Source organism: Azospirillum sp. UFLA03-27 (genome assembly GCF_059803775.1).
Genome location: NZ_JAUQTX010000003.1, coordinates 49456 through 66577, shown reverse-complemented (window position 1 = coordinate 66577; position 17122 = coordinate 49456). Strand labels below are relative to the sequence as shown.

The window sequence follows — 17122 nt, the reverse complement described above, 5'->3', positions numbered from 1 at the left end:
TCTACACTCGCGTATAATCGTCGGCAGCGTCAGATGTGTATAAGAGACAGGTTCAACACCCTCAAATGCTGTAATTGTCCGCGATCCCCGACCGCAGCTGCTCCACCTGCTCGCGGAAGCCGCCGCTCTCGCGGCCCGGCTCGTTGCGGACGTCCTGGACGATGCGCGCCGGGCTGCCGCCCAGCACGATGATGCGGTCGGCGAGATGCACCGCCTCTTCCAAGTCGTGCGTGACGAACAGGACGGTCTTGCCGGTCTCGCGGTGGATGCGCAGCAGTTCGTCCTGAAGGCCGTGCCGCGTGATGGCGTCGAGCGCGCCGAACGGCTCGTCCATCAGCAGGATGTCGGGATCGACGGCCAGGGCGCGGGCGATGCCGACGCGCTGGCGCTGGCCGCCTGACAGCTCGTAGGGCCAGCGCCGGCCGTAATCGTCCAACCGGACGAGACGCAGCGCGGCGGCCACCCGCTCCTCCCGCTCGGCGGTGGAGATCGGCAGACCCTCCAGGCCGAAGCGGACGTTCTTGGCGACCCGCCGCCAGGGCAGCAGGCGGGCGTCCTGGAAGACGAGGCTGACCGGACGGTGGCCCGGCTTCTTCGTCTCGTGAATGGTGACGGCACCGGCGCGCGCCGTGTGCAGCCCGGCGACGACACGCAGCAGGGTCGACTTGCCGACGCCGGACGGCCCGACGATGGCGACGAAGCTGCCGCGCTCGATGGAAAGGTCGACGTCGACCAGAACCGGCGGAGCCTCGGCGCCGTAGCCGATGGCGACGCCCTTCAAATCGATCACAGCGGAGCCGTTCACTTTTGCCATGCGAGCACCCGCTGCTGAACCTGCATGAACAGGAAGTCGCACACGCCGTAGAGCGCCGCGATGGTGACCATATAGAGCACGACGATGTGCGTGGCGAGCAGGCCGGAGGCGTCGGACATGCGCGCGCCCAGGCCGGAGATGCCGAACAGCTCCGCCGCCACCACCGTCATCCAGCCCTGCCCCAGCCCGGCGCGCACGCCGGCCAGGATGCCCGGCAGCGCGCCGGGCAGGACGATCTTGAACAGGCGCGGGATCAGCCCGCCCTGCCCGAAGGCATGGCCGAGTTCGATCAGGTCCTTGTCCACCCCGCGCACCGCGCTGTAGGTGGCATAGTAGTTGATCCAGAACACCGTCAGCGCGATCAGGAAGGTCGCCGCCGACTTGCTGACGCCGAACCAGATGATGGCGAAGGGAATCCAGGCGATGGACGGGATGGGGCGCAGCATGCGCACCACCCAGGCCTGGAAGGCGTCCCAGATGCCCCAGGTCGCCGCCGCGGTGCCGAAGGTGATGCCGAGGACGGTGCCGAGCGCCAGCCCCGACAGATAGTGCGACAGGCTGGCGAAGACCATCGCCTGCCAGGTTCCGGACCGGAACTCCGCCAGGAAGGCGCCGGGCACCGCGCTGGGCGACGGCAGCAGCCCGGCGGGCACGATGCCGCTGCGCGCCAGCGCTTCCCAGGCGAGCAGGAAAGCGCCGACGCCGAGCGCTGACAGGGCGATGGAGCTGTGAAGCTTCAGCGGCTGACGCATCGCGCTTACTTCGCGGCGGCCGCGTCGTAGAAGCGGAAGTCGAACGCCTCTGCCACCGGGACGGTCCCCTCGGCGGAGCCGATCTCCTTGGCGTAGGCCATCATCTGCTCGACCGCCGGGACGACGCCGTGCGGGTCGGCGACGAACTTGGACCCCGGCGAGCGGAAGGCGGCCTCCAGAGTGGCCGGCTCCATCAGGCCCTTGCCCAGATACTCGTTGGCGACCTTGGCGGAGCGGGCCGGGTCCTTGGCGATCTGGTCGACGGCGCGGATGTGCGCCTTGAGAAGGCGGGTCAGCGCCTCGCCATGCTCCTTGGCGACCGGGCCGCGGACCGCGATGACGGTGCCGGGCTGGTTCGGGAACATCTCCGCGCCGGTGGCGAGCAGACCGACGTTCGGGTCGACCTTCTGGGTCACGGTCACCGTCGGCTCACGGATGGTGGCGGCGTCGAGCGCGCCGGCGAGCAGGGCCTGCTGGGTCTTCTCGATGCCCATGGAGATGATTTCCACGTTGGCAGGGTCGGCCTTCACCACCTTGAACAGCCAGTGGCGCAGCACCGTGTCCGGAACCGAGCCCGGCGGCTGCGTGCCGATCTTGACCTTGCGGCCGCTGTCGGCGACGAACTTCGCAATGGACTCCGCGGTGGCCTTGCCGCCCAGGGCCTTGGCGAACTCGCCACGGCTGGCGACGACCATCTCCTCGACCGCCGAGTTGGCGATGACCGACACATCGGCCCCCTTCGAGCGGGCAACCAGGACCGGGGCCACGCCGGCGTAGAGCAGGTCGATCTTGCCGGCGGCCATCGCTTGGATCGCGTGCGGGCCGGATTCGAACTTGGTCAGCTTCAGGTCGATGCCGGCCTCGCGCGCCCAGCCTTCCCCTTCCAGGATGAACAGCGGCGCGGCGGCAAGGATGGGGATGTAGCCGACCTCCAGCTTCACCGGATCGGCTGCGCGGGCCGCACCGGGCGTGAGGGCGGCCAAGGAGGCGACGGCGGCCACGGCCAGCATTGCGGAACGTCGGGTCAGGGCGGTCATGGTTCCATCCTCGCAGAAAATTGCCCGCCTATTTAGCACATCTCCTATCGGAAGGAAGAGCGAATTACACATTCGCGAATGATGAAATGCCGGATTTCACATAATACGTTTCGGGATGTGAAATCTGAACCACTATAGAAAAAGCCCCTCCGCGGCGACGCGAAGGGGCTTTTTCCAGAACGGATGGGCGAAGCCGCTATACCCGGCCGCGCTTCAGGGCATTCCGGCCGAACGCGCCGTCTACATAGTCGAGCAGTTCGCCCAGCGCCTCCACCGGGGTGACCGTGCCGGTGTCGATGGTCAGCTCCGCCGACTCCGGGGCCTCGTAGGGGGCGGAGACGCCGGTGAACTCCGGAATCTCCCCGGCGCGCGCCCGGCGGTACAGCCCCTTGGGGTCGCGCGATTCGCAGGTGGCGAGATCGGCGGCCACATAGACCTCGTGGAAGCGTTCGCCGCCGATGGCCCGCGCCCGCGCCCGGTCGGCCTGGAGCGGCGAGATCAGCGACGCGATGACCAGAACGCCGGCGTCCGCGAACAGTTTGGCCGTCTCGGCGACGCGCCGGATGTTCTCTGCCCGGTCCTCCGCCGAGAAGCCCAGCCCGGCGTTCAGCCCGTTGCGCACATTGTCGCCGTCCAGAACGAAGACCTGCCAGCCACGGTCGAACAGGGCGCGCTCCAGCGCCATGGCCAGGGTGGACTTGCCAGCCCCGGACAGGCCGGTCAGCCAGAGGACTCCGCCCTTATGGCCGTTGGCGGCGTTGCGCTCGTCCGCCGTGACGGCGTGCGAGACCTCGGTCGTGTTGGCCGAGGCGGCGGGACCCTCGTCCACCTCGACGACGATGCAGCCGCCGACCACGTCGTGGCCGTCGATCAGCACGCCGCGCCCGGTCCGCGACAGCGTCGACGCGAGGTCGACCGCGATCGGCGAGCGGGAGCGCAGGACGACCTCGGCCACCTCGTTGCGGTGGACCGCCTTCGCCGGGGTGCTCGACAGGTCCTCGATGTCGATGACGGCGGTGATGCTCTCCACCGTCACGCGGTGCTCGCCCGTCGTGATCTTCAGCGTGTATGTCTTGCCGACCGCCAGCGGCTCCGAGGTCAGCCAGAAGGCGCGGACGCCCAGCCGGTGGGTGACGTGCGGCGCGCCCTCCTCATGGTGCGCGACATGGCCGCGCTCGGCGAAGATGCGCTTGTCCAGCGTGATGCCGATGCTCTGCCCGGCCTGGGCGGCGACGATGGGCTGGCTGTGGTTCCACCCCTCGATGCTGACCACCGTGGCGGTGGCGCCGGTCGGTGAGAAGCGCAGCGTGTCGCCGACGCGCAGGCGCCCGCTCTCGATGCGGCCGGCCAGGATGCGGCGGTCGTCGGGCTTGTAGACGTCCTGGAGCGGGAAGCGCAGCGGCAGTTCGGTGGGCGCCTGCTGCGGGCGGAAGGCGTCCAGCGCCTCCACCACGGTCGGCCCCTCGTACCAGGGCGCCTTGTCGGAGCGGGTGACGATGTTGTCGCCGTGGCGCGCCGCGATCGGGATCACCGTGGAGGTGTGCAGGCCGAGTTCCGCCAGATAGGCGCGGATCTCCTGCGACACCGCCTCGAACCGGTACTGGTCGAAATCGACGCGGTCCATCTTGTTGACGGCGACGGCCACCTGCCGCACGCCCAGCAGGTGCAGCAGGAAGGCGTGGCGGCGCGACTGCTCCAGTGCGCCCTCGGCGGCGTCGATCACCAGCAGGGCGGCGTCGGCCTGCGAAGCGCCGGTCACCATGTTCTTCAGGAACTCGGTGTGGCCCGGCGCGTCGATGATGACGTAGGGGCGCTGCTCCGTCTTGAAATGGATCTGCGTGGTGTCGATGGTGATGCCCTGGTCGCGCTCGGCCTGGAGCGCGTCCATCACGAAGGCCCACTCGAAGGGCATGCCGCGCTTGCGGCTCATCTCGTGGACCTGCTCCACCTTGCCGTCGGGCAGGCTGCCGGTGTCGTTCAGCAGGCGCCCGATCAGCGTCGACTTGCCGTGGTCGACATGGCCGACGATGACGATGCGGAGCTGGCCGTTCAATTCGTTCCGGATGTCCATGGTCCCAATCCCCGCTTCTTACATGTAGCCCGAGCTGCGCAGGCGCTCGAAGCTGTCCTCGGCCTCGTTGTCCATGGCGCGGCCGGCGCGCTCCGGAATGCGGGTCACGACCAGTTCGGCGATGATCTCGTCGATGGTGCCAGCGGTGCTGTCCACCGGGAAGGTGATGTTCTTCTCACCCAGCGAGCGGTAGCGCTTGCCATCCTTGGCGAAGTACAGCGGGACGATGGGAATCCCCTCGCGTTTGGAATAGCGCCAGATGTCCAGTTCGGTCCAATGCAGCAGCGGGTGGATGCGGACGTGCGTGCCTTCGTCGAAGCGGGTCTTGTAATGGTCCCAGAACTCCGCCGGCTGGTCCTTCACGTCCCAGTCGCCTTCCAGCGAACGCGGCGAGAAGACGCGCTCCTTGGCGCGGGTCGCCTGCTCGTCGCGGCGGATGCCGACCATGATGCCCTGGTACTTGCCGGTGCGCAGGAGGTTCTTCAGCCCCTCCGTCTTGCGGGCGGCGGCGCGGGTCAGCGGCGGCAGGGTCTGGTCCATGTCCGCTTCCGGCGGGCACTGCTCCACCCGCAGGTCGAGGTCCCATTCGCCGGCGATGCGGTCGCGGAAGTCGTAGACCTCCTGCAACTCCATCGCGGTGTCGAGTTGGACCACCGGGAACGGAACGCGCCCGAAGAACGCCTTGCGGCAGAGCCAGAGCAGGACGTTGCTGTCCTTTCCGATCGACCACAGCAGAGCCAGCTTGTCGATGCGGTTGTAGGCCTCGCGGAGGATGTAGATGCTCTGGCTCTCAAGGTAATCGAGATCGGCGGTCATTGTGCGGTTCCGGTCTTCTTGAAGGTGTGAATGCCGCATTCGGTCTTGGCGGTTCCGGCCCAGCGGCCCGACCGCGGGTCCGCACCGGGAGCGACACGCTCGGTGCAGGTGAAGCAGCCGATGGACAGGAAGCCGTCGGCCTCAAGCGGGTGGCGCGGCAGGTTGCGCCGCGCGAATTCCTGGTCGATCCGCTCGCGGTCCCAGTGGGCGAGCGGGTTGATCTTGATGCGGCCCGTGCCCTCCTCCGCCTCGAACAGCGGAAGGGCGGCGCGCGTGGAGGCCTGGAAGCGCTTGCGTCCGGTCACCCAGGCGTCGAAACCCTCCAGCGCACGGTCCAGCGGCACCGTCTTGCGCAGATGGCAACAGGCGTCATGCGAGCGGGTGAACAGCAGGCTGTCAGGGTCCCCCGCCGCCAGATCCGCGTCGGTCGGGCCGATCGTGCGCACGCCGGTCAGGCCGAGCGCGGACACCAGCTTGTCGCGGTAGCGCAGCGTTTCCCCGAACAACTTCCCCGTGTCGACGAAGAGAACAGGGAAGGACGGGTCGGCCTCCGCCGCCAAGGCGAGCAACACCGCCGATTCGGTTCCGAAGGAGGAAACCACGGCGACGCGGCCGTTGAATTCATCACGCAGAAGGGCGTTCAGAAGCACCGCCCCATCCAGCCGCCCGTACCGTTCGGTCAGATCGGCCACGCGGTCGCGTTTCACAGCCTGGGCAAGTCCATCAAGCATGACCTAATTGCCTATCCACGAAGTGGAGTATTTGTTCTGAATTGCACATTAACACCAGTTTCACGGCGTTGCAATGCATATACATTGTCTACATGTATTATAGGTTTAAGAGAGTTTGTGAAATCTGTTGATTGCACCCCGCCATCGCGCTTAAATGCGCCCATGATGTCTTTTCACGATAGGTTCGGTGTGCATTACAGGTGGCCGCAGTGATCCCGGTCGCGCTCGACCCGACGCATGTGCGGATCGCGCTGGTCGGTCAGGGACCGCTGGCGAAGCGCCGTCTCGCGCAGTTGCTGGAAGGTGGCGCGGCACCGGCGGTCTATTCACCGGAACCAGATGCGGAATTGATCGCTCTCGCGGGAGCGGCCCTGCGACGCGCCCTCCCCTCGCCTGCCGACTTGGATCGCGTGCAGGTGCTGTTCGTCGTCGGCATCGACGATTCCGTCGCTGAAACGCTGGCCCGTCAGGCACGCGACCGCAACATCCTGGTCAATGTCGAGGATGTGATTCCGCTCTGTGATTTCCACGCGCCGTCTGTGATACGGCGCGGCGACCTTCTGATGACCGTCTCCACCGGCGGCAAGAGCCCGGCGCTGGCCCAGGTGCTCCGCGAACGGCTGGAGACTCTGTTCCCCGCCGTCTGGGCGGACCGGCTGGCGGAACTCGCCGCGCTCCGCGACCGCCTGCGCACCACGGGCGCCAAGGGACCCGAGGTGCTGCGCGCCTGCCGGGATCTGATCGCCGCCAAAGGATGGCTGCCATGATCGCATCGTCTCTCCTGTCCCGCCTGCCCGCCTTCGCGCCGGGCAGCGTCTGGCTGGCCGGGGCCGGTCCCGGCGATCCGGGCCTGCTGACCCTGCTGGCCGCCAAGGCGCTGGGCGAGGCCGACGCCATCGTCCACGACGCTCTGGTCGGCGGCAGCATCCTGGAGGCCGCCAACCCCGAGGCCCTTCTGGTGGACATGGGAAAGCGCGCCGGCCACCCCTCCCCCAAGCAGGAGGCGATCAACGCGCGGCTGGTGGAACTGGCGCGCGAAGGCCGGCGGGTGCTGCGGCTGAAGGGCGGCGACCCCTTCGTCTTCGGGCGCGGTGGCGAGGAATGCCTGGCGCTGGCCCAGGCCGAGATTCCCTTCCGCGTGGTCCCCGGAGTGACCGCGGGGATCGGCGGGCTGGCCTACGCTGGCATCCCGGTGACCCACCGCGGCTTCGGCACCACGGCGACCTTCGTCACCGGCCACGACAAGGCCGGCGGTCTGCCCGCCGATCTGGACTGGGACGTTCTGGCGCGGCTGCCCGGCGCGCTGGTGTTCTACATGGCGCTGGGCACCATCGGGACCATCGCCGAGCGGCTCGAAGCCGCTGGCAAGCCGCCGATGACCCCGGTCGCCATCGTGTCGAGCGCCAGCACCGAGGCGCAGAGCGTCATCGAGACCAATCTTGCCCATTGCGCCCGGGACGTCGTGCGGCTACAGGCCAAGCGCCCCGCGATCGTCGTGGTCGGCGAGGTCGTCCGGCTGCGCGCGGTGATCGGCGCGTGGCAGCAGACCACCGGCCAGCATCCGTTTCCCATCGCCGTGTCGGCGTGAGCGTTCGTTTTAGGAGTTGAAGGCATGGCGTTGAGCGATAAGTCCAGGAACGAGGCGGTGCTGAAGGCCATCACCGCCAACCGCCTGCGCGACGGCGAGGTGATCTTCCTCGCCCCCGGCCCCGACCTCGGCTGGGTGGAGCGTCTGGACGACGCCGCCCTGTTCGAGGACGCGGCGGCCGCCGAAACGGCCCTGGCCGCCGCCAAGGCCAAGGCGGAGGGCGAGCAGTTCGCCGTGGACGTCTACGCCTTCGACCTACGCATCACCGACGGGCAGCGGGTGCCGGTCAAGACGCGGGAGCGCATCCGGGCGCTCGGCCCCACCGTCCGCATCGATCTCGGCAAGCAGGCTGCGGCCTGAACCGGGCGGCCACTTTTTTGACAAGGGCGAGTTCCATGAACCACATCGCGCCCGGCCGCAACGCCGGGGTCTACAGTTACGACGACATCGACCGTCGCTTTGTCACGGAGCGCGTGGAGCAGTTCCGCGCCCAGGTCGAGCGTCGCCTGTCCGGCGAGCTGACGGAGGAGGAGTTCAAGCCGCTGCGGCTGATGAACGGCCTCTATCTTCAGCTCCACGCCTACATGCTGCGCATCGCCGTTCCCTACGGCGTCCTGACCTCGCGGCAGCTCCGCAAACTGGCCGAGATCGGGCGCAAATACGACAAGGGCTACGGCCACTTCACCACCCGCCAGAATCTCCAGTTCAACTGGATCAAGCTGGAGGACACCCCGGCCATCCTGCACGAGCTGGCCGAGGTCGACATGCACGCGCTGCAGACCAGCGGCAACTGCGTGCGCAACGTCACCACCGACCAGTTCGTCGGGGCGGCGCGGGACGAGGTTGTGGACGGGCGCGTCTACGCCGAGATCCTGCGGCAATGGACGACCCTGCACCCCGAATTCACCTACCTGCCGCGCAAGTTCAAGATCGCCATCATGGGGTCGGACGCCGACCGCGCGGCCATCCGCGTCCATGACGTCGGCGTCTTCGCCAAGCGCAACGAGCGGGGCGAGGTCGGCTTCACCTTCTACGTCGGCGGCGGCCTCGGCCGGTCGCCCTTCATCGGCAAGCTGATCCGCGACTGGGTGCCGGAGGAGGACTTCGTCGCCTATCTCGAAGCCATCCTGCGCGTCTACAACCAGTACGGCCGGCGCGACAACATCTACAAGGCGCGCATCAAGATCCTCGTCCACGAGCTGGGCCAGGAGAAATTCACCCAGGAGGTGGAGGAGGAGTTCGCCCGCCTGCGCGGCCCAAAATACCGCCTCGCCCCGGAGGTCGTCGACGAGATCCGCCGCCGCTTCGGCGGCCCGGCCTTCGAGACGCTGACCGATGAGCCGGAGTCCTTCCAGGCCGCCAAGGCCGCGAATCCGGACTTCGCCCGCTGGGTGGCGGTCAACGTGCTGGCCCACAAGGTCCCCGGCTACGCCGCCGCCACCATCTCGCTGAAGCCCGCCGGCGGCATTCCCGGCGACGCCACCTCGGAGCAGATGGAGCTGATCGCCGATCTGGCCGACGCGCACAGCTTCGGCGAACTCCGCGTCAGCCACGCACAGAACCTCGTCCTCGCCCATGTCCGGCAGGACGCTCTGTTCACCCTGTGGACGGCGCTGGAGGCCAACGGCCTGGGCACGCCGAACGCCGGGCTGATCGGCGACATCATCGCCTGCCCCGGCCTCGACTACTGCGCGCTGGCCAACGCCCGCTCGATCCCGCTGGCTCAGGCCATCTCGGCCCGCTTCGCCGATCCGGCGCGGCAGCAGACCATCGGCGAGCTGGGCATCAAGATCAGCGGCTGCATCAACGCCTGCGGCCACCACCATGTCGGCGCCATCGGCATCCTCGGCGTGGATAAGAAGGGCGAGGAGTTCTACCAGATCACCGTCGGCGGCGACCCGACCCTGACCACGGCGATCGGCGACATCCTCGGCCCGGCGGTGACCGCCGACGAGACGGTGGACGCCATCGAGGCCATCGTCGAGGTCTATCTGTCCAACCGGCACGACGGGGAACGTTTCATCGACACGCTGAAGCGCGTCGGCCACGGCCCGTTCAAGGAGAGAGTCTATGCCGCTCATTAAGGACGGCCGCATCGTCGAGGACGAGTGGGTCGCGGTCGCCGACGGCGAGCCGGTTCCCGCCGACCGTCCCGCCGTCGTCACCTTCGAGCGCTGGCAGGCGGAGCGCGCGAGCTTCGACGGGCGCAACGCGGCGCTTGGCGTCCGGGTCAAGAGCGGGACCCTGGCCCCGGCCATCGCGCCGGACCTGGACCGCTTCGCCCTGGTGGCGATCGAGTTCCCGAAGTTCCGCGACGGCCGCGGCTTCTCCACCGCGCGCGAGCTGCGGGAGCGCTTCGGTTATCAGGGTGAGGTCCGGGCGGTCGGGCACGTCATCCCCGACCAGTACCGCTTCCTCCTGCGCACCGGCTTCACCTCCGCCGAGGCGCCGGAGGACACCAACCCGGAGAGCTGGGCGCATGCCCTGACGGAGATTACCGTCGCCTTCCAACCGTCGCTGGACGACCCGCAGCCGCTGTCGCTCCTGCGCCGCCGCCTGGGGTCCTGACACGCATCGCGCCGCGCCTGCGTTCCGAAGATGGGAGCGGGCGCGGCGCGGTTCACAGTCCGCCGAACAGCCAGAACAGGCCTGCCGCAGCCGCAGCCGCGACCGCCGCCAGCACACCGCCGACGGTGCGCCGCAACCGGGCCTCACGCCGCTCGACCTCCTGGCGCTTTTTCAGCAGATACTGCTGCTCGGGTCCGAGAAACGCCCCCGAATCGCCATCCAGGGACAGGGCGCGCTTCGCCACGCTCCGGCCGCGCGCGGCGGGGACCGTCCGGACCGGTGGGCGCGCTGCCCGCCCCTCCAAAACCATCGATTCGCCCGCCAGCGGACGCCCTGTCCCCGGACGACCTCGGCCCGCCTTCCTGGATGCCTTCCGTCTTTTGCTCGCCATGCTCCTCACCTCACCGTCGCCCGGCGAAGCATAGCGGCCCTGTCCCGCTTATCCAGCCCTTGATCACGGCAGGCCAGCAAGGTCACACCGCGTTTCCCACCCCTCGCCGAATCATTGGGCAATTGAGGGGAATTTGCGCAAATCGCGTTCCAGTTCCCGAAAAAACGAGCATGCGACTGGAAAAAATCCCAACGCCACCGCCCACAAGCACCAGCAAAATCCGTACTATGCGGCATCGCGCCGATGCAGCCAGGATTTTCGCATGTCCCATGACGTTCCACTTATTTCTATGATCGCCATCGCATTCGGGTTGGCCTTCATCTTCGGATACCTCGCTGATCGCATTCGCTTGCCTCCCCTCGTCGGGTATCTGGTCGCCGGCATCATCATCGGTCCCTTCACGCCGGGCTTCGTCGCCGATGGTGCTTTGGCCGCCCAGTTGGCCGAGATCGGCGTCATTCTCCTGATGTTCGGGGTCGGTCTTCATTTCTCGCCCTCGGATCTGCTGGCGGTCCGGAAAATCGCCATTCCCGGCGCGGTCGGCCAGATCGGCCTCGCCACCGCGCTGGGCGTCGGGCTGGCTTGGCTGTGGGGCTGGAGTCTCGGCGCCGGCCTCGTGCTGGGCCTCAGCCTGTCGGTGGCGAGCACAGTCGTGCTGCTGAAGGCCCTGGAAGAGCGCGACATGCTGAACACCGCCGAAGGCCGCGTGGCGGTCGGCTGGCTGATCGTCGAGGACCTCGCGATGGTCCTGGCGCTCGTGCTGCTGCCGGCCCTGGCGGAGGTCCTGGGCGGCCACGCGCCGGGCGCCGCTGGGAGCGCCGCTGGGAGCGCCGCTGGGGGCCATGGCGCCGGCTCGGACGGTCCGATCTGGCTGACGCTGGCCCTGACGCTGGGCAAGGTCGCGGCCTTCTCCGTTCTGGCGATCGTGCTCGGCCCGCGCGTCGTCCCGGTGATCCTGACCAATGTGGCGCGCACCGGCTCGCGCGAGCTGTTCACCCTGTCGGTTCTCGCCATCGCGCTCGGCGTCGCCTACGGTTCGGCGGTGCTGTTCGGCGTGTCCTTCGCGCTTGGCGCCTTCTTCGCCGGCGTGGTGCTGAACGAATCGCGCTTCAGCCACAAGGCGGCTACCGATTCGATGCCGTTGCAGGACGCGTTCGCCGTTCTGTTCTTCGTGTCGGTCGGCATGCTGTTCGACCCGTCGATCCTGCTGCGCGACCCGCTGGCGGTCATCGCCGTGGTGGCCCTGATCGTGGTCGGCAAGTCGCTGATCGCTTTCGGCATCGTGATCCTGCTGCGCTTCCCGGTGGGCATGGGTCTGGCGGTGTCGGCCAGCCTCGCGCAGATCGGTGAATTCTCCTTCATCCTCGTCGGGTTGGGCATGTCGCTCGGCCTGTTGCCGGAGGAAGGGCGCGACCTCGTGCTGGCCGGCGCTCTGCTGTCGATCACCTTGAATCCGGCGGTCTTCGCGGGGGTCGCCGCGCTGCGCAAGCATCTCCAGGCCAAGCGCGCCGCCGGCGTGCCGCCTTATGGCTGGGAGCAGTTCGAGCAGCTCCAGAGCAGCCTCGCCGACGCCCGCCACCAAGCGGAGGAGCGCGAGAAGGAGCACGACCTGCAGATCCAGGCGCTCGCCAAGACCTTCCCGGTGCTGTCGCTGCTGGACGCCCATGAGCAGGAGCGGTTGATGATGCTGTTCCGGCCCAAGTCGGCGGTGCCCGGCGAGCGCATCATCCGCAAGGGCGACCGCGCCAACGCCATGTACTTCATCGCCTCCGGCGCCGTGGAGGTGCTGATGGAGGGCCAGACCATCCGCCTGGGCGCCGGCACGATGTTCGGCGAGATGGCCCTGCTGAGCGGGCAGCGGCGCAACGCCGACGTCGCCGCGGTCGACTACTGCCAGTTTCAGGTGCTGGAGCGGCGCGACTTCAACCAGTTCACCGCCCGCCACCCGGCGCTGCGCACGGCCCTGATCGACATGGCCGCGCAACGGCGCAAGATGAACCAGCCGGACGCCGCCACCGACGAGGCCGTGGCCGCATCGGAAAACGCCGCCTGAGCGGACGCGGTTTCCGCGAGCCGGTCCGATGGCAAAGGCGATGAAAAGGCCTTGGAGGCGACCGACTCCGAGGCCTTTTCTTCGTCCGGACCATGGGGCGGAGCGACAGGATTTGACCCTGAACCGCGGGTCGCTTCAGGGTGCACGACCGTTTTCGACGCATCGTCCGGCACCGGGTTGGGGGCGACCAGGAGCCCAAGGCACCAGCCAAGGTAAAAACGAAGATCCTCATAGAACGCTTCCGGCGTGTAGATCTGAAAACCCGGACTTTCGATCATGCCGGAGCCCGCCTGAATTCCCCAGGCGAGCAGCATCCAGCCCCCTGCCACCCATGCCGTCAGTTGCGCCAACTCGGGAATGGTCTTCGCATCCCAATGGCGAAGCACCACTCTGCTGCCAAGCAGCGCGATCAGAAAGCCCGGCACGGCGCTCGTCGCCACGATCGGCCAACCCCACCCATAAGCGTGGCCGACGACGACAATCCAGACGCACGCCAAGCCCGTCGCCGGAAGAGCGAGCCGGCGCGATGTCCCCGCGACGAACCAGGCGGCTGTGACCGCCGCCGGAATCGAAGCCCACTCGCTGGCGCTGTCGATCGCCCGTGCCAGACTGGCTTGCTTGGCCCCGTCACCGGCGTGCTCAGCGCCGAGATACGCGATCATCGCTTCATGGATGCACACGACGACAATCCCAAAGACCAGCGACACCAGGACGCCAAGCAGCATTCCACCGGATGGCGCATGCGCCAAACGCCACCGCCCCGCCTTGAACCGCTCTACCAGCGGTTCGACGAAGAAGGCGAAAAGCGTGCCGATGAACAGTGCGGAAAACAGTTCCGCGGTCCCGAAATGCCCGCGCAACAGCACGAACCCTTGCCAGAGAAGTTCCGGGGCAAAGGCGCAAACCGAAACCCACAACGTGTAGACCGCATAGGCCAAGGCACGAGTGAACGGCACGGATTGCCTCCCTCATCGAACGGCCACGCCGAGGTGATGCTGGTTCCCGTCCAGTCTCGCCGGAGAAGCCCCCTACGCGGCCGGCGCAAAATTCACCAACGGAGCCGAACGTCGGCAGAAATCGGCGAGGTTGGACTGCGCCGCGACGAACACGCGCAGCGGCGTGTCGATCTCGTACCGGCAGATGTTGGGCAGGAAGCCCATCAGTGCGGTGTCGGTGCTATGCGGGGCATCACCGAACAGGAAAGGCCGGTCCGCCAAGGTCCCCGCGATGACTTCCAAGTCAGTGAGACCGCGGCTGTAGATCTGGTCGGGCTCGTAACGGCCGATGCCCTGGACATGGTAGCGTTTCAGGTTGTACTGCCGAGCCGCCTCAAGCAGTCCCTCCGTAACGTTTGGATGCGTTTTGAGAAATTCATCCCGAAACAACGGCCAGAACCGCGCATCGGACCACCGTGAGTAGGACATCACCCAATACAGATCATCGAGGGTGCGCCGGATCATACAATCCATGCGCCGTTCGGCCTCGCCGAGATCATCGTCGATCGAAAGGTGATTTCGTCGGATCAGGTGCGCGATGATGAAATCGCTGTCTCCGACCACGGTGTCACCGTCCAGGATGTACGGCAACTGCGCGCGGGGGGCGTCATGGACGTCGACGATGTGCTCTTGTCGATAGGGCAATCCACACAAGCGCAGAAACGCCACGACCTTGAGGCCATACGGGTTGTTGTCCGCCAAGCCATAAAGGTTGGGGTAGGTGTACAGCGTGATCATAGCCGGCTCCATCCACTTGCAGCCCGGCCGGGGCCAAGATCCGGTTCCGCAGGGGACCAGTCACGACCAACTCCCATCAGGCCAAATCCCCTCAGGGCCGCCGTTCAGCTTGGCATGGAGTGGCGACTGTTGGATATCCGATCATTGGAACAGGAGATGGGGGTGACCGGCGCGAAATAAGGTGAAATGGCCCCTGTTTCCATTCTTTCAGAGACCGTCCTGGTCATCCCCTCAATGGCCGGCTTCTTCCAGGCATTGGTCAGCGCCTGGAGCCAACTGCCAAATAGGATTCGCAAACAGCCGAGAATGCCGGGTCGCAAACAGCGCGGATGATGGGCAAAGAAAAAGCCTTGGAACCGTTGAGTTCCAAGGCTTCTCTTCCGATCCGGAACTTGGTCGGAGCGACAGGATTTGAACCTGCGACCCCCAGACCCCCAGTCTGATGCGCTACCAGGCTGCGCTACGCTCCGTTCGACGGACCGCCCTTCGTTCCGGAAGGGAGCGGGACTATAGCCGGGACCTTGGTCCAACGCAAGCGCTACAGTTCACTTTTTTTCATACCCCTCGAATTTCCTTATCTTCCCCCACTGCGAGCAGAAGACGCGCCTCCCTCAACTCGTCGAGGGCCTGGGCGATGGCCTGCCGGATGGTGTCCGGCAGGCTGTCCAGCGCAACATCCGGAGCGGCCTCCTCCATGGCGGACAAGGCCACGGGTGCCTCCTCCGCAGCGGCCTCGACGGCATCCGGCTCGTCCGGCCCGACGTCCACCCTGCGGGATTCGGGCCCGCGGGATTCGGAATCGTCGTCGACCTTCCCGTCCTTCAGAAGACGCTGGACACCCTTGATCGTGTAGCCCTCGCCATACAGCAGGTTCTGAATCTGCCGCAGCAGGTCCACATCCTCCGGGCGGTAGTAACGCCGCCCCCCACCGCGCTTGAGCGGGCGGAGTTGCGGGAACTTGCCTTCCCAGAAACGCAGCACATGCTGAGGCACGTCCAGATCGGACGACACCTCGCTGATCGTGCGGAACGCCGTGGCGGACTTCGTGGTGCCGCGCGCCTTCATGTCCGGGAAACCTTTCCGGGAAACCTACGTTGTCGGCCGGTCCGTGCGGCGGCTCAGGAAGCCGCCTTCACGCGCTGCGCCTCGGCTTCCTCCGCCTCCACGACCTCGTTGATACGGTTCTTCAGGACGTGGCTCGCCCGGAAGACCAGAACGCGCCTGGGCAGGATCGGAACCTCTTCGCCGGTCTTCGGGTTGCGGCCGACCCGCTGCCCCTTCTGCCGGATCTGGAAACTGCCGAAGGACGAGATCTTGACCATCTCGCCGCGGGCCAGAGCGTCGGAGATCTCCTCCAGGACGCTTTCGACCAGATCGGCGGACTCGTTGCGCGACAGGCCGACCTCTTGGTAGACCGCTTCGCTGAGCTGCGCGCGGGTGACGGTGTTCTGTGACATGGTTCGCTTCCCCCCCGAAACCATAGGGGAAAAACCGTAATCCGGGGAAAGAACCCGGTCAATTCAAAAGCTTGGATCGCGTCGTTGTGAGCGGCGCAGCAAACGCACCCGTGCCGGAAAGCGAAGTGGGTGCGCCGCTTACCAGCGCACCATCGCGGCACCCCAGGTCAGGCCACCGCCGATGGCCTCCATGAGGATCAGGTCGCCACGCTTCACACGGCCGTCGTGCACCGCCTCGCACAGCGCCAGCGGGATCGAGGCGGCGGAAGTGTTACCGTGGCGATCCACCGTCAACACAACCTTGTCGGAGGGCAGCTTGAGCTTGCGGGCGATGCCGTCGATGATCCGCTGGTTGGCCTGGTGCGGCACCAGCCAGTCCACCGCCGACGGCTCCAGACCGTTGGCCGCCAGGGCCTCCTCGACGACCGAGGACAGCTTGCTGACGGCGTGGCGGAAAACATCCTGGCCGTTCATCCGCACATGCCCGGCCGTGCCGGTGGTCGACGGGCCGCCATCGACATAGAGCAGCCCGTACTGGGCGCCGTCCGAATGCAAGTGCGTGGACAGAACGCCGCGGTCCGCCGACGTCCCGGCGGCGTCGTAGCCGTCCATCACCACCGCCCCGGCGCCGTCGCCGAACAGGACGCAGGTGGTGCGGTCCTTCCAGTCGAGCAGGCGGGAGAAGGTCTCCGCGCCGATGACCAGGGCGCGGTTGGCCTGCCCGATGCGGATGAAGTTGTCGGCGATCGCCATGGCGTAGACGAATCCGGCGCACACCGCCTGGATGTCCAGCGCGAAACCCTTGGTCCCCAGAGCCGCCTGGACCTTCGTCGCGGTGGCCGGGAAGGTGTTGTCCGGAGTCGTCGTCGCCAGCACGATGCAGTCGATGCTGGCGGCGTCCACCCCGGCATGCTCCAGCGCGCGGGTCGCCGCGGCGATGGCGAGGTCGGAGGTCAGTTCCCCGTCGGCGGCGATGTGGCGCGACTTGATGCCGGTGCGCTGGACGATCCACTCGTCCGAAGTGTCCACGCGGGCTTCAAGGTCGCGATTCGTGACGACGTTGGCCGGGAGGTAGGAACCGCAGCCGAGAACTCGGGAACGCTTGACCATG

The 17122-nt window shown here is 67.2% G+C and carries 17 protein-coding genes and 1 tRNA gene; 6 read left to right on the top strand and 12 right to left on the bottom strand.

Annotated features, from left to right (window positions below; all coding sequences use genetic code 11):
* Nucleotides 1–61: 61 nt before the first annotated feature.
* The 6 genes from Q4I23_RS01135 to Q4I23_RS01110 all read right to left on the bottom strand — a co-directional run bounded on the left by Q4I23_RS01135 (nucleotide 62) and on the right by Q4I23_RS01110 (nucleotide 6221).
* Nucleotides 62–814: an ABC transporter ATP-binding protein gene (locus Q4I23_RS01135; protein ID WP_349619942.1), complete on the bottom strand. Its 753-nt coding sequence runs from the start codon at nucleotides 812–814 to the stop codon at nucleotides 62–64.
* Nucleotides 802–1566, bottom strand: coding sequence for an ABC transporter permease (locus tag Q4I23_RS01130; protein ID WP_498525034.1), 765 nt, complete (start codon nucleotides 1564–1566; stop codon nucleotides 802–804). Before Q4I23_RS01130 ends, Q4I23_RS01135 begins: the two co-directional genes overlap by 13 nt.
* Nucleotides 1567–1571: 5 nt before the next feature.
* The gene (locus Q4I23_RS01125) at nucleotides 1572–2603 is read right to left on the bottom strand and encodes an ABC transporter substrate-binding protein (RefSeq protein ID WP_498525033.1); all 1032 of its coding nucleotides are present in this window, start codon (nucleotides 2601–2603) and stop codon (nucleotides 1572–1574) included.
* Nucleotides 2604–2799: 196 nt separating this feature from the next.
* Nucleotides 2800–4674, bottom strand: coding sequence for an adenylyl-sulfate kinase (gene cysC / locus Q4I23_RS01120; RefSeq protein ID WP_451992105.1), 1875 nt, complete (start codon nucleotides 4672–4674; stop codon nucleotides 2800–2802).
* An 18-nt stretch (nucleotides 4675–4692) separates the two neighbouring features.
* Nucleotides 4693–5490 (bottom strand): sulfate adenylyltransferase subunit CysD, encoded by a 798-nt coding sequence (gene cysD / locus Q4I23_RS01115; protein WP_014240756.1) that lies wholly within the window; start codon nucleotides 5488–5490, stop codon nucleotides 4693–4695.
* Nucleotides 5487–6221: a phosphoadenylyl-sulfate reductase gene (locus Q4I23_RS01110; protein WP_498525032.1), complete on the bottom strand. Its 735-nt coding sequence runs from the start codon at nucleotides 6219–6221 to the stop codon at nucleotides 5487–5489. The genes cysD and Q4I23_RS01110 overlap by 4 nt, the downstream gene beginning before the upstream one ends.
* 200 nt (nucleotides 6222–6421) lie before the next feature.
* Here Q4I23_RS01110 and Q4I23_RS01105 point away from each other — a divergent pair, with 200 nt between their 5' ends.
* The 5 genes from Q4I23_RS01105 to Q4I23_RS01085 are packed head-to-tail and all read left to right on the top strand — an operon-like array spanning nucleotide 6422 to nucleotide 10377.
* Entirely contained in the window at nucleotides 6422–6988 is a 567-nt protein-coding gene (locus Q4I23_RS01105) for a precorrin-2 dehydrogenase/sirohydrochlorin ferrochelatase family protein (RefSeq protein ID WP_498525031.1), read from the top strand.
* Nucleotides 6985–7809 carry a uroporphyrinogen-III C-methyltransferase gene (gene cobA, locus Q4I23_RS01100; protein ID WP_498525030.1) on the top strand — a complete coding sequence of 275 codons (825 nt, stop codon included), beginning with the start codon at nucleotides 6985–6987 and terminating at the stop codon, nucleotides 7807–7809. The genes Q4I23_RS01105 and cobA overlap by 4 nt, the downstream gene beginning before the upstream one ends.
* Before the next feature lie 24 nt (nucleotides 7810–7833).
* On the top strand, nucleotides 7834–8169 hold the full coding sequence (locus tag Q4I23_RS01095; protein WP_454018446.1) for a DUF2849 domain-containing protein: 336 nt from the start codon (nucleotides 7834–7836) through the stop codon (nucleotides 8167–8169).
* A 35-nt stretch (nucleotides 8170–8204) separates the two neighbouring features.
* Nucleotides 8205–9893 (top strand): nitrite/sulfite reductase, encoded by a 1689-nt coding sequence (locus Q4I23_RS01090; RefSeq protein ID WP_498525029.1) that lies wholly within the window; start codon nucleotides 8205–8207, stop codon nucleotides 9891–9893.
* On the top strand, nucleotides 9880–10377 hold the full coding sequence (locus tag Q4I23_RS01085; protein ID WP_454018448.1) for a DUF934 domain-containing protein: 498 nt from the start codon (nucleotides 9880–9882) through the stop codon (nucleotides 10375–10377). Before Q4I23_RS01090 ends, Q4I23_RS01085 begins: the two co-directional genes overlap by 14 nt.
* A 52-nt stretch (nucleotides 10378–10429) precedes the next feature.
* Here the strand turns inward: Q4I23_RS01085 and Q4I23_RS01080 are convergent, their stop codons facing one another.
* A complete protein-coding gene (locus Q4I23_RS01080) occupies nucleotides 10430–10621 on the bottom strand; it encodes a hypothetical protein (RefSeq protein WP_454018449.1) in 192 nt (63 codons plus the stop codon).
* A gap of 409 nt (nucleotides 10622–11030) precedes the next feature.
* Between Q4I23_RS01080 and Q4I23_RS01075 the strand changes: the two genes are divergently transcribed.
* Entirely contained in the window at nucleotides 11031–12821 is a 1791-nt protein-coding gene (locus Q4I23_RS01075; protein WP_498525028.1) for a cation:proton antiporter domain-containing protein, read from the top strand.
* Nucleotides 12822–13849: 1028 nt separating this feature from the next.
* Here Q4I23_RS01075 and Q4I23_RS01070 read toward each other — a convergent pair.
* The 5 genes from Q4I23_RS01070 to Q4I23_RS01050 all read right to left on the bottom strand — a co-directional run bounded on the left by Q4I23_RS01070 (nucleotide 13850) and on the right by Q4I23_RS01050 (nucleotide 17121).
* Nucleotides 13850–14554, bottom strand: a complete 705-nt coding sequence (locus Q4I23_RS01070; RefSeq protein WP_498525027.1) for a glutathione S-transferase family protein — start codon at nucleotides 14552–14554, stop codon at nucleotides 13850–13852.
* 393 nt (nucleotides 14555–14947) lie between these two features.
* Nucleotides 14948–15024: transfer RNA gene (locus Q4I23_RS01065), tRNA-Pro, on the bottom strand.
* Between the two features lie 85 nt (nucleotides 15025–15109).
* On the bottom strand, nucleotides 15110–15619 hold the full coding sequence (locus Q4I23_RS01060) for a MerR family transcriptional regulator (protein WP_498525026.1): 510 nt from the start codon (nucleotides 15617–15619) through the stop codon (nucleotides 15110–15112).
* A gap of 53 nt (nucleotides 15620–15672) precedes the next feature.
* On the bottom strand, nucleotides 15673–16011 hold the full coding sequence (locus Q4I23_RS01055; protein WP_174439151.1) for an integration host factor subunit alpha: 339 nt from the start codon (nucleotides 16009–16011) through the stop codon (nucleotides 15673–15675).
* A gap of 138 nt (nucleotides 16012–16149) precedes the next feature.
* Nucleotides 16150–17121: a beta-ketoacyl-ACP synthase III gene (locus tag Q4I23_RS01050; protein ID WP_454018468.1), complete on the bottom strand. Its 972-nt coding sequence runs from the start codon at nucleotides 17119–17121 to the stop codon at nucleotides 16150–16152.
* Nucleotide 17122 lies beyond the last annotated feature (1 nt).

Bases quoted from the DNA above. Each gene is read 5' to 3' on its own strand.
- Q4I23_RS01070 (WP_498525027.1), bottom strand. From the start codon at position 14,554: ATGATCACGCTGTACACCTACCCCAACCTTTATGGCTTGGCGGACAAC.
- Q4I23_RS01090 (WP_498525029.1), top strand. From the start codon at position 8,205: ATGAACCACATCGCGCCCGGCCGCAACGCCGGGGTCTACAGTTACGAC.
- Q4I23_RS01075 (WP_498525028.1), top strand. From the start codon at position 11,031: ATGTCCCATGACGTTCCACTTATTTCTATGATCGCCATCGCATTCGGG.
- Q4I23_RS01130 (WP_498525034.1), bottom strand. From the start codon at position 1,566: ATGCGTCAGCCGCTGAAGCTTCACAGCTCCATCGCCCTGTCAGCGCTC.
- Q4I23_RS01110 (WP_498525032.1), bottom strand. From the start codon at position 6,221: ATGCTTGATGGACTTGCCCAGGCTGTGAAACGCGACCGCGTGGCCGAT.
- Q4I23_RS01095 (WP_454018446.1), top strand. From the start codon at position 7,834: ATGGCGTTGAGCGATAAGTCCAGGAACGAGGCGGTGCTGAAGGCCATC.
- cysD (WP_014240756.1), bottom strand. From the start codon at position 5,490: ATGACCGCCGATCTCGATTACCTTGAGAGCCAGAGCATCTACATCCTC.
- Q4I23_RS01055 (WP_174439151.1), bottom strand. From the start codon at position 16,011: ATGTCACAGAACACCGTCACCCGCGCGCAGCTCAGCGAAGCGGTCTAC.
- Q4I23_RS01125 (WP_498525033.1), bottom strand. From the start codon at position 2,603: ATGACCGCCCTGACCCGACGTTCCGCAATGCTGGCCGTGGCCGCCGTC.
- Q4I23_RS01085 (WP_454018448.1), top strand. From the start codon at position 9,880: ATGCCGCTCATTAAGGACGGCCGCATCGTCGAGGACGAGTGGGTCGCG.
- cysC (WP_451992105.1), bottom strand. From the start codon at position 4,674: ATGGACATCCGGAACGAATTGAACGGCCAGCTCCGCATCGTCATCGTC.
- cobA (WP_498525030.1), top strand. From the start codon at position 6,985: ATGATCGCATCGTCTCTCCTGTCCCGCCTGCCCGCCTTCGCGCCGGGC.
- Q4I23_RS01050 (WP_454018468.1), bottom strand. From the start codon at position 17,121: ATGGTCAAGCGTTCCCGAGTTCTCGGCTGCGGTTCCTACCTCCCGGCC.
- Q4I23_RS01060 (WP_498525026.1), bottom strand. From the start codon at position 15,619: ATGAAGGCGCGCGGCACCACGAAGTCCGCCACGGCGTTCCGCACGATC.
- Q4I23_RS01135 (WP_349619942.1), bottom strand. From the start codon at position 814: ATGGCAAAAGTGAACGGCTCCGCTGTGATCGATTTGAAGGGCGTCGCC.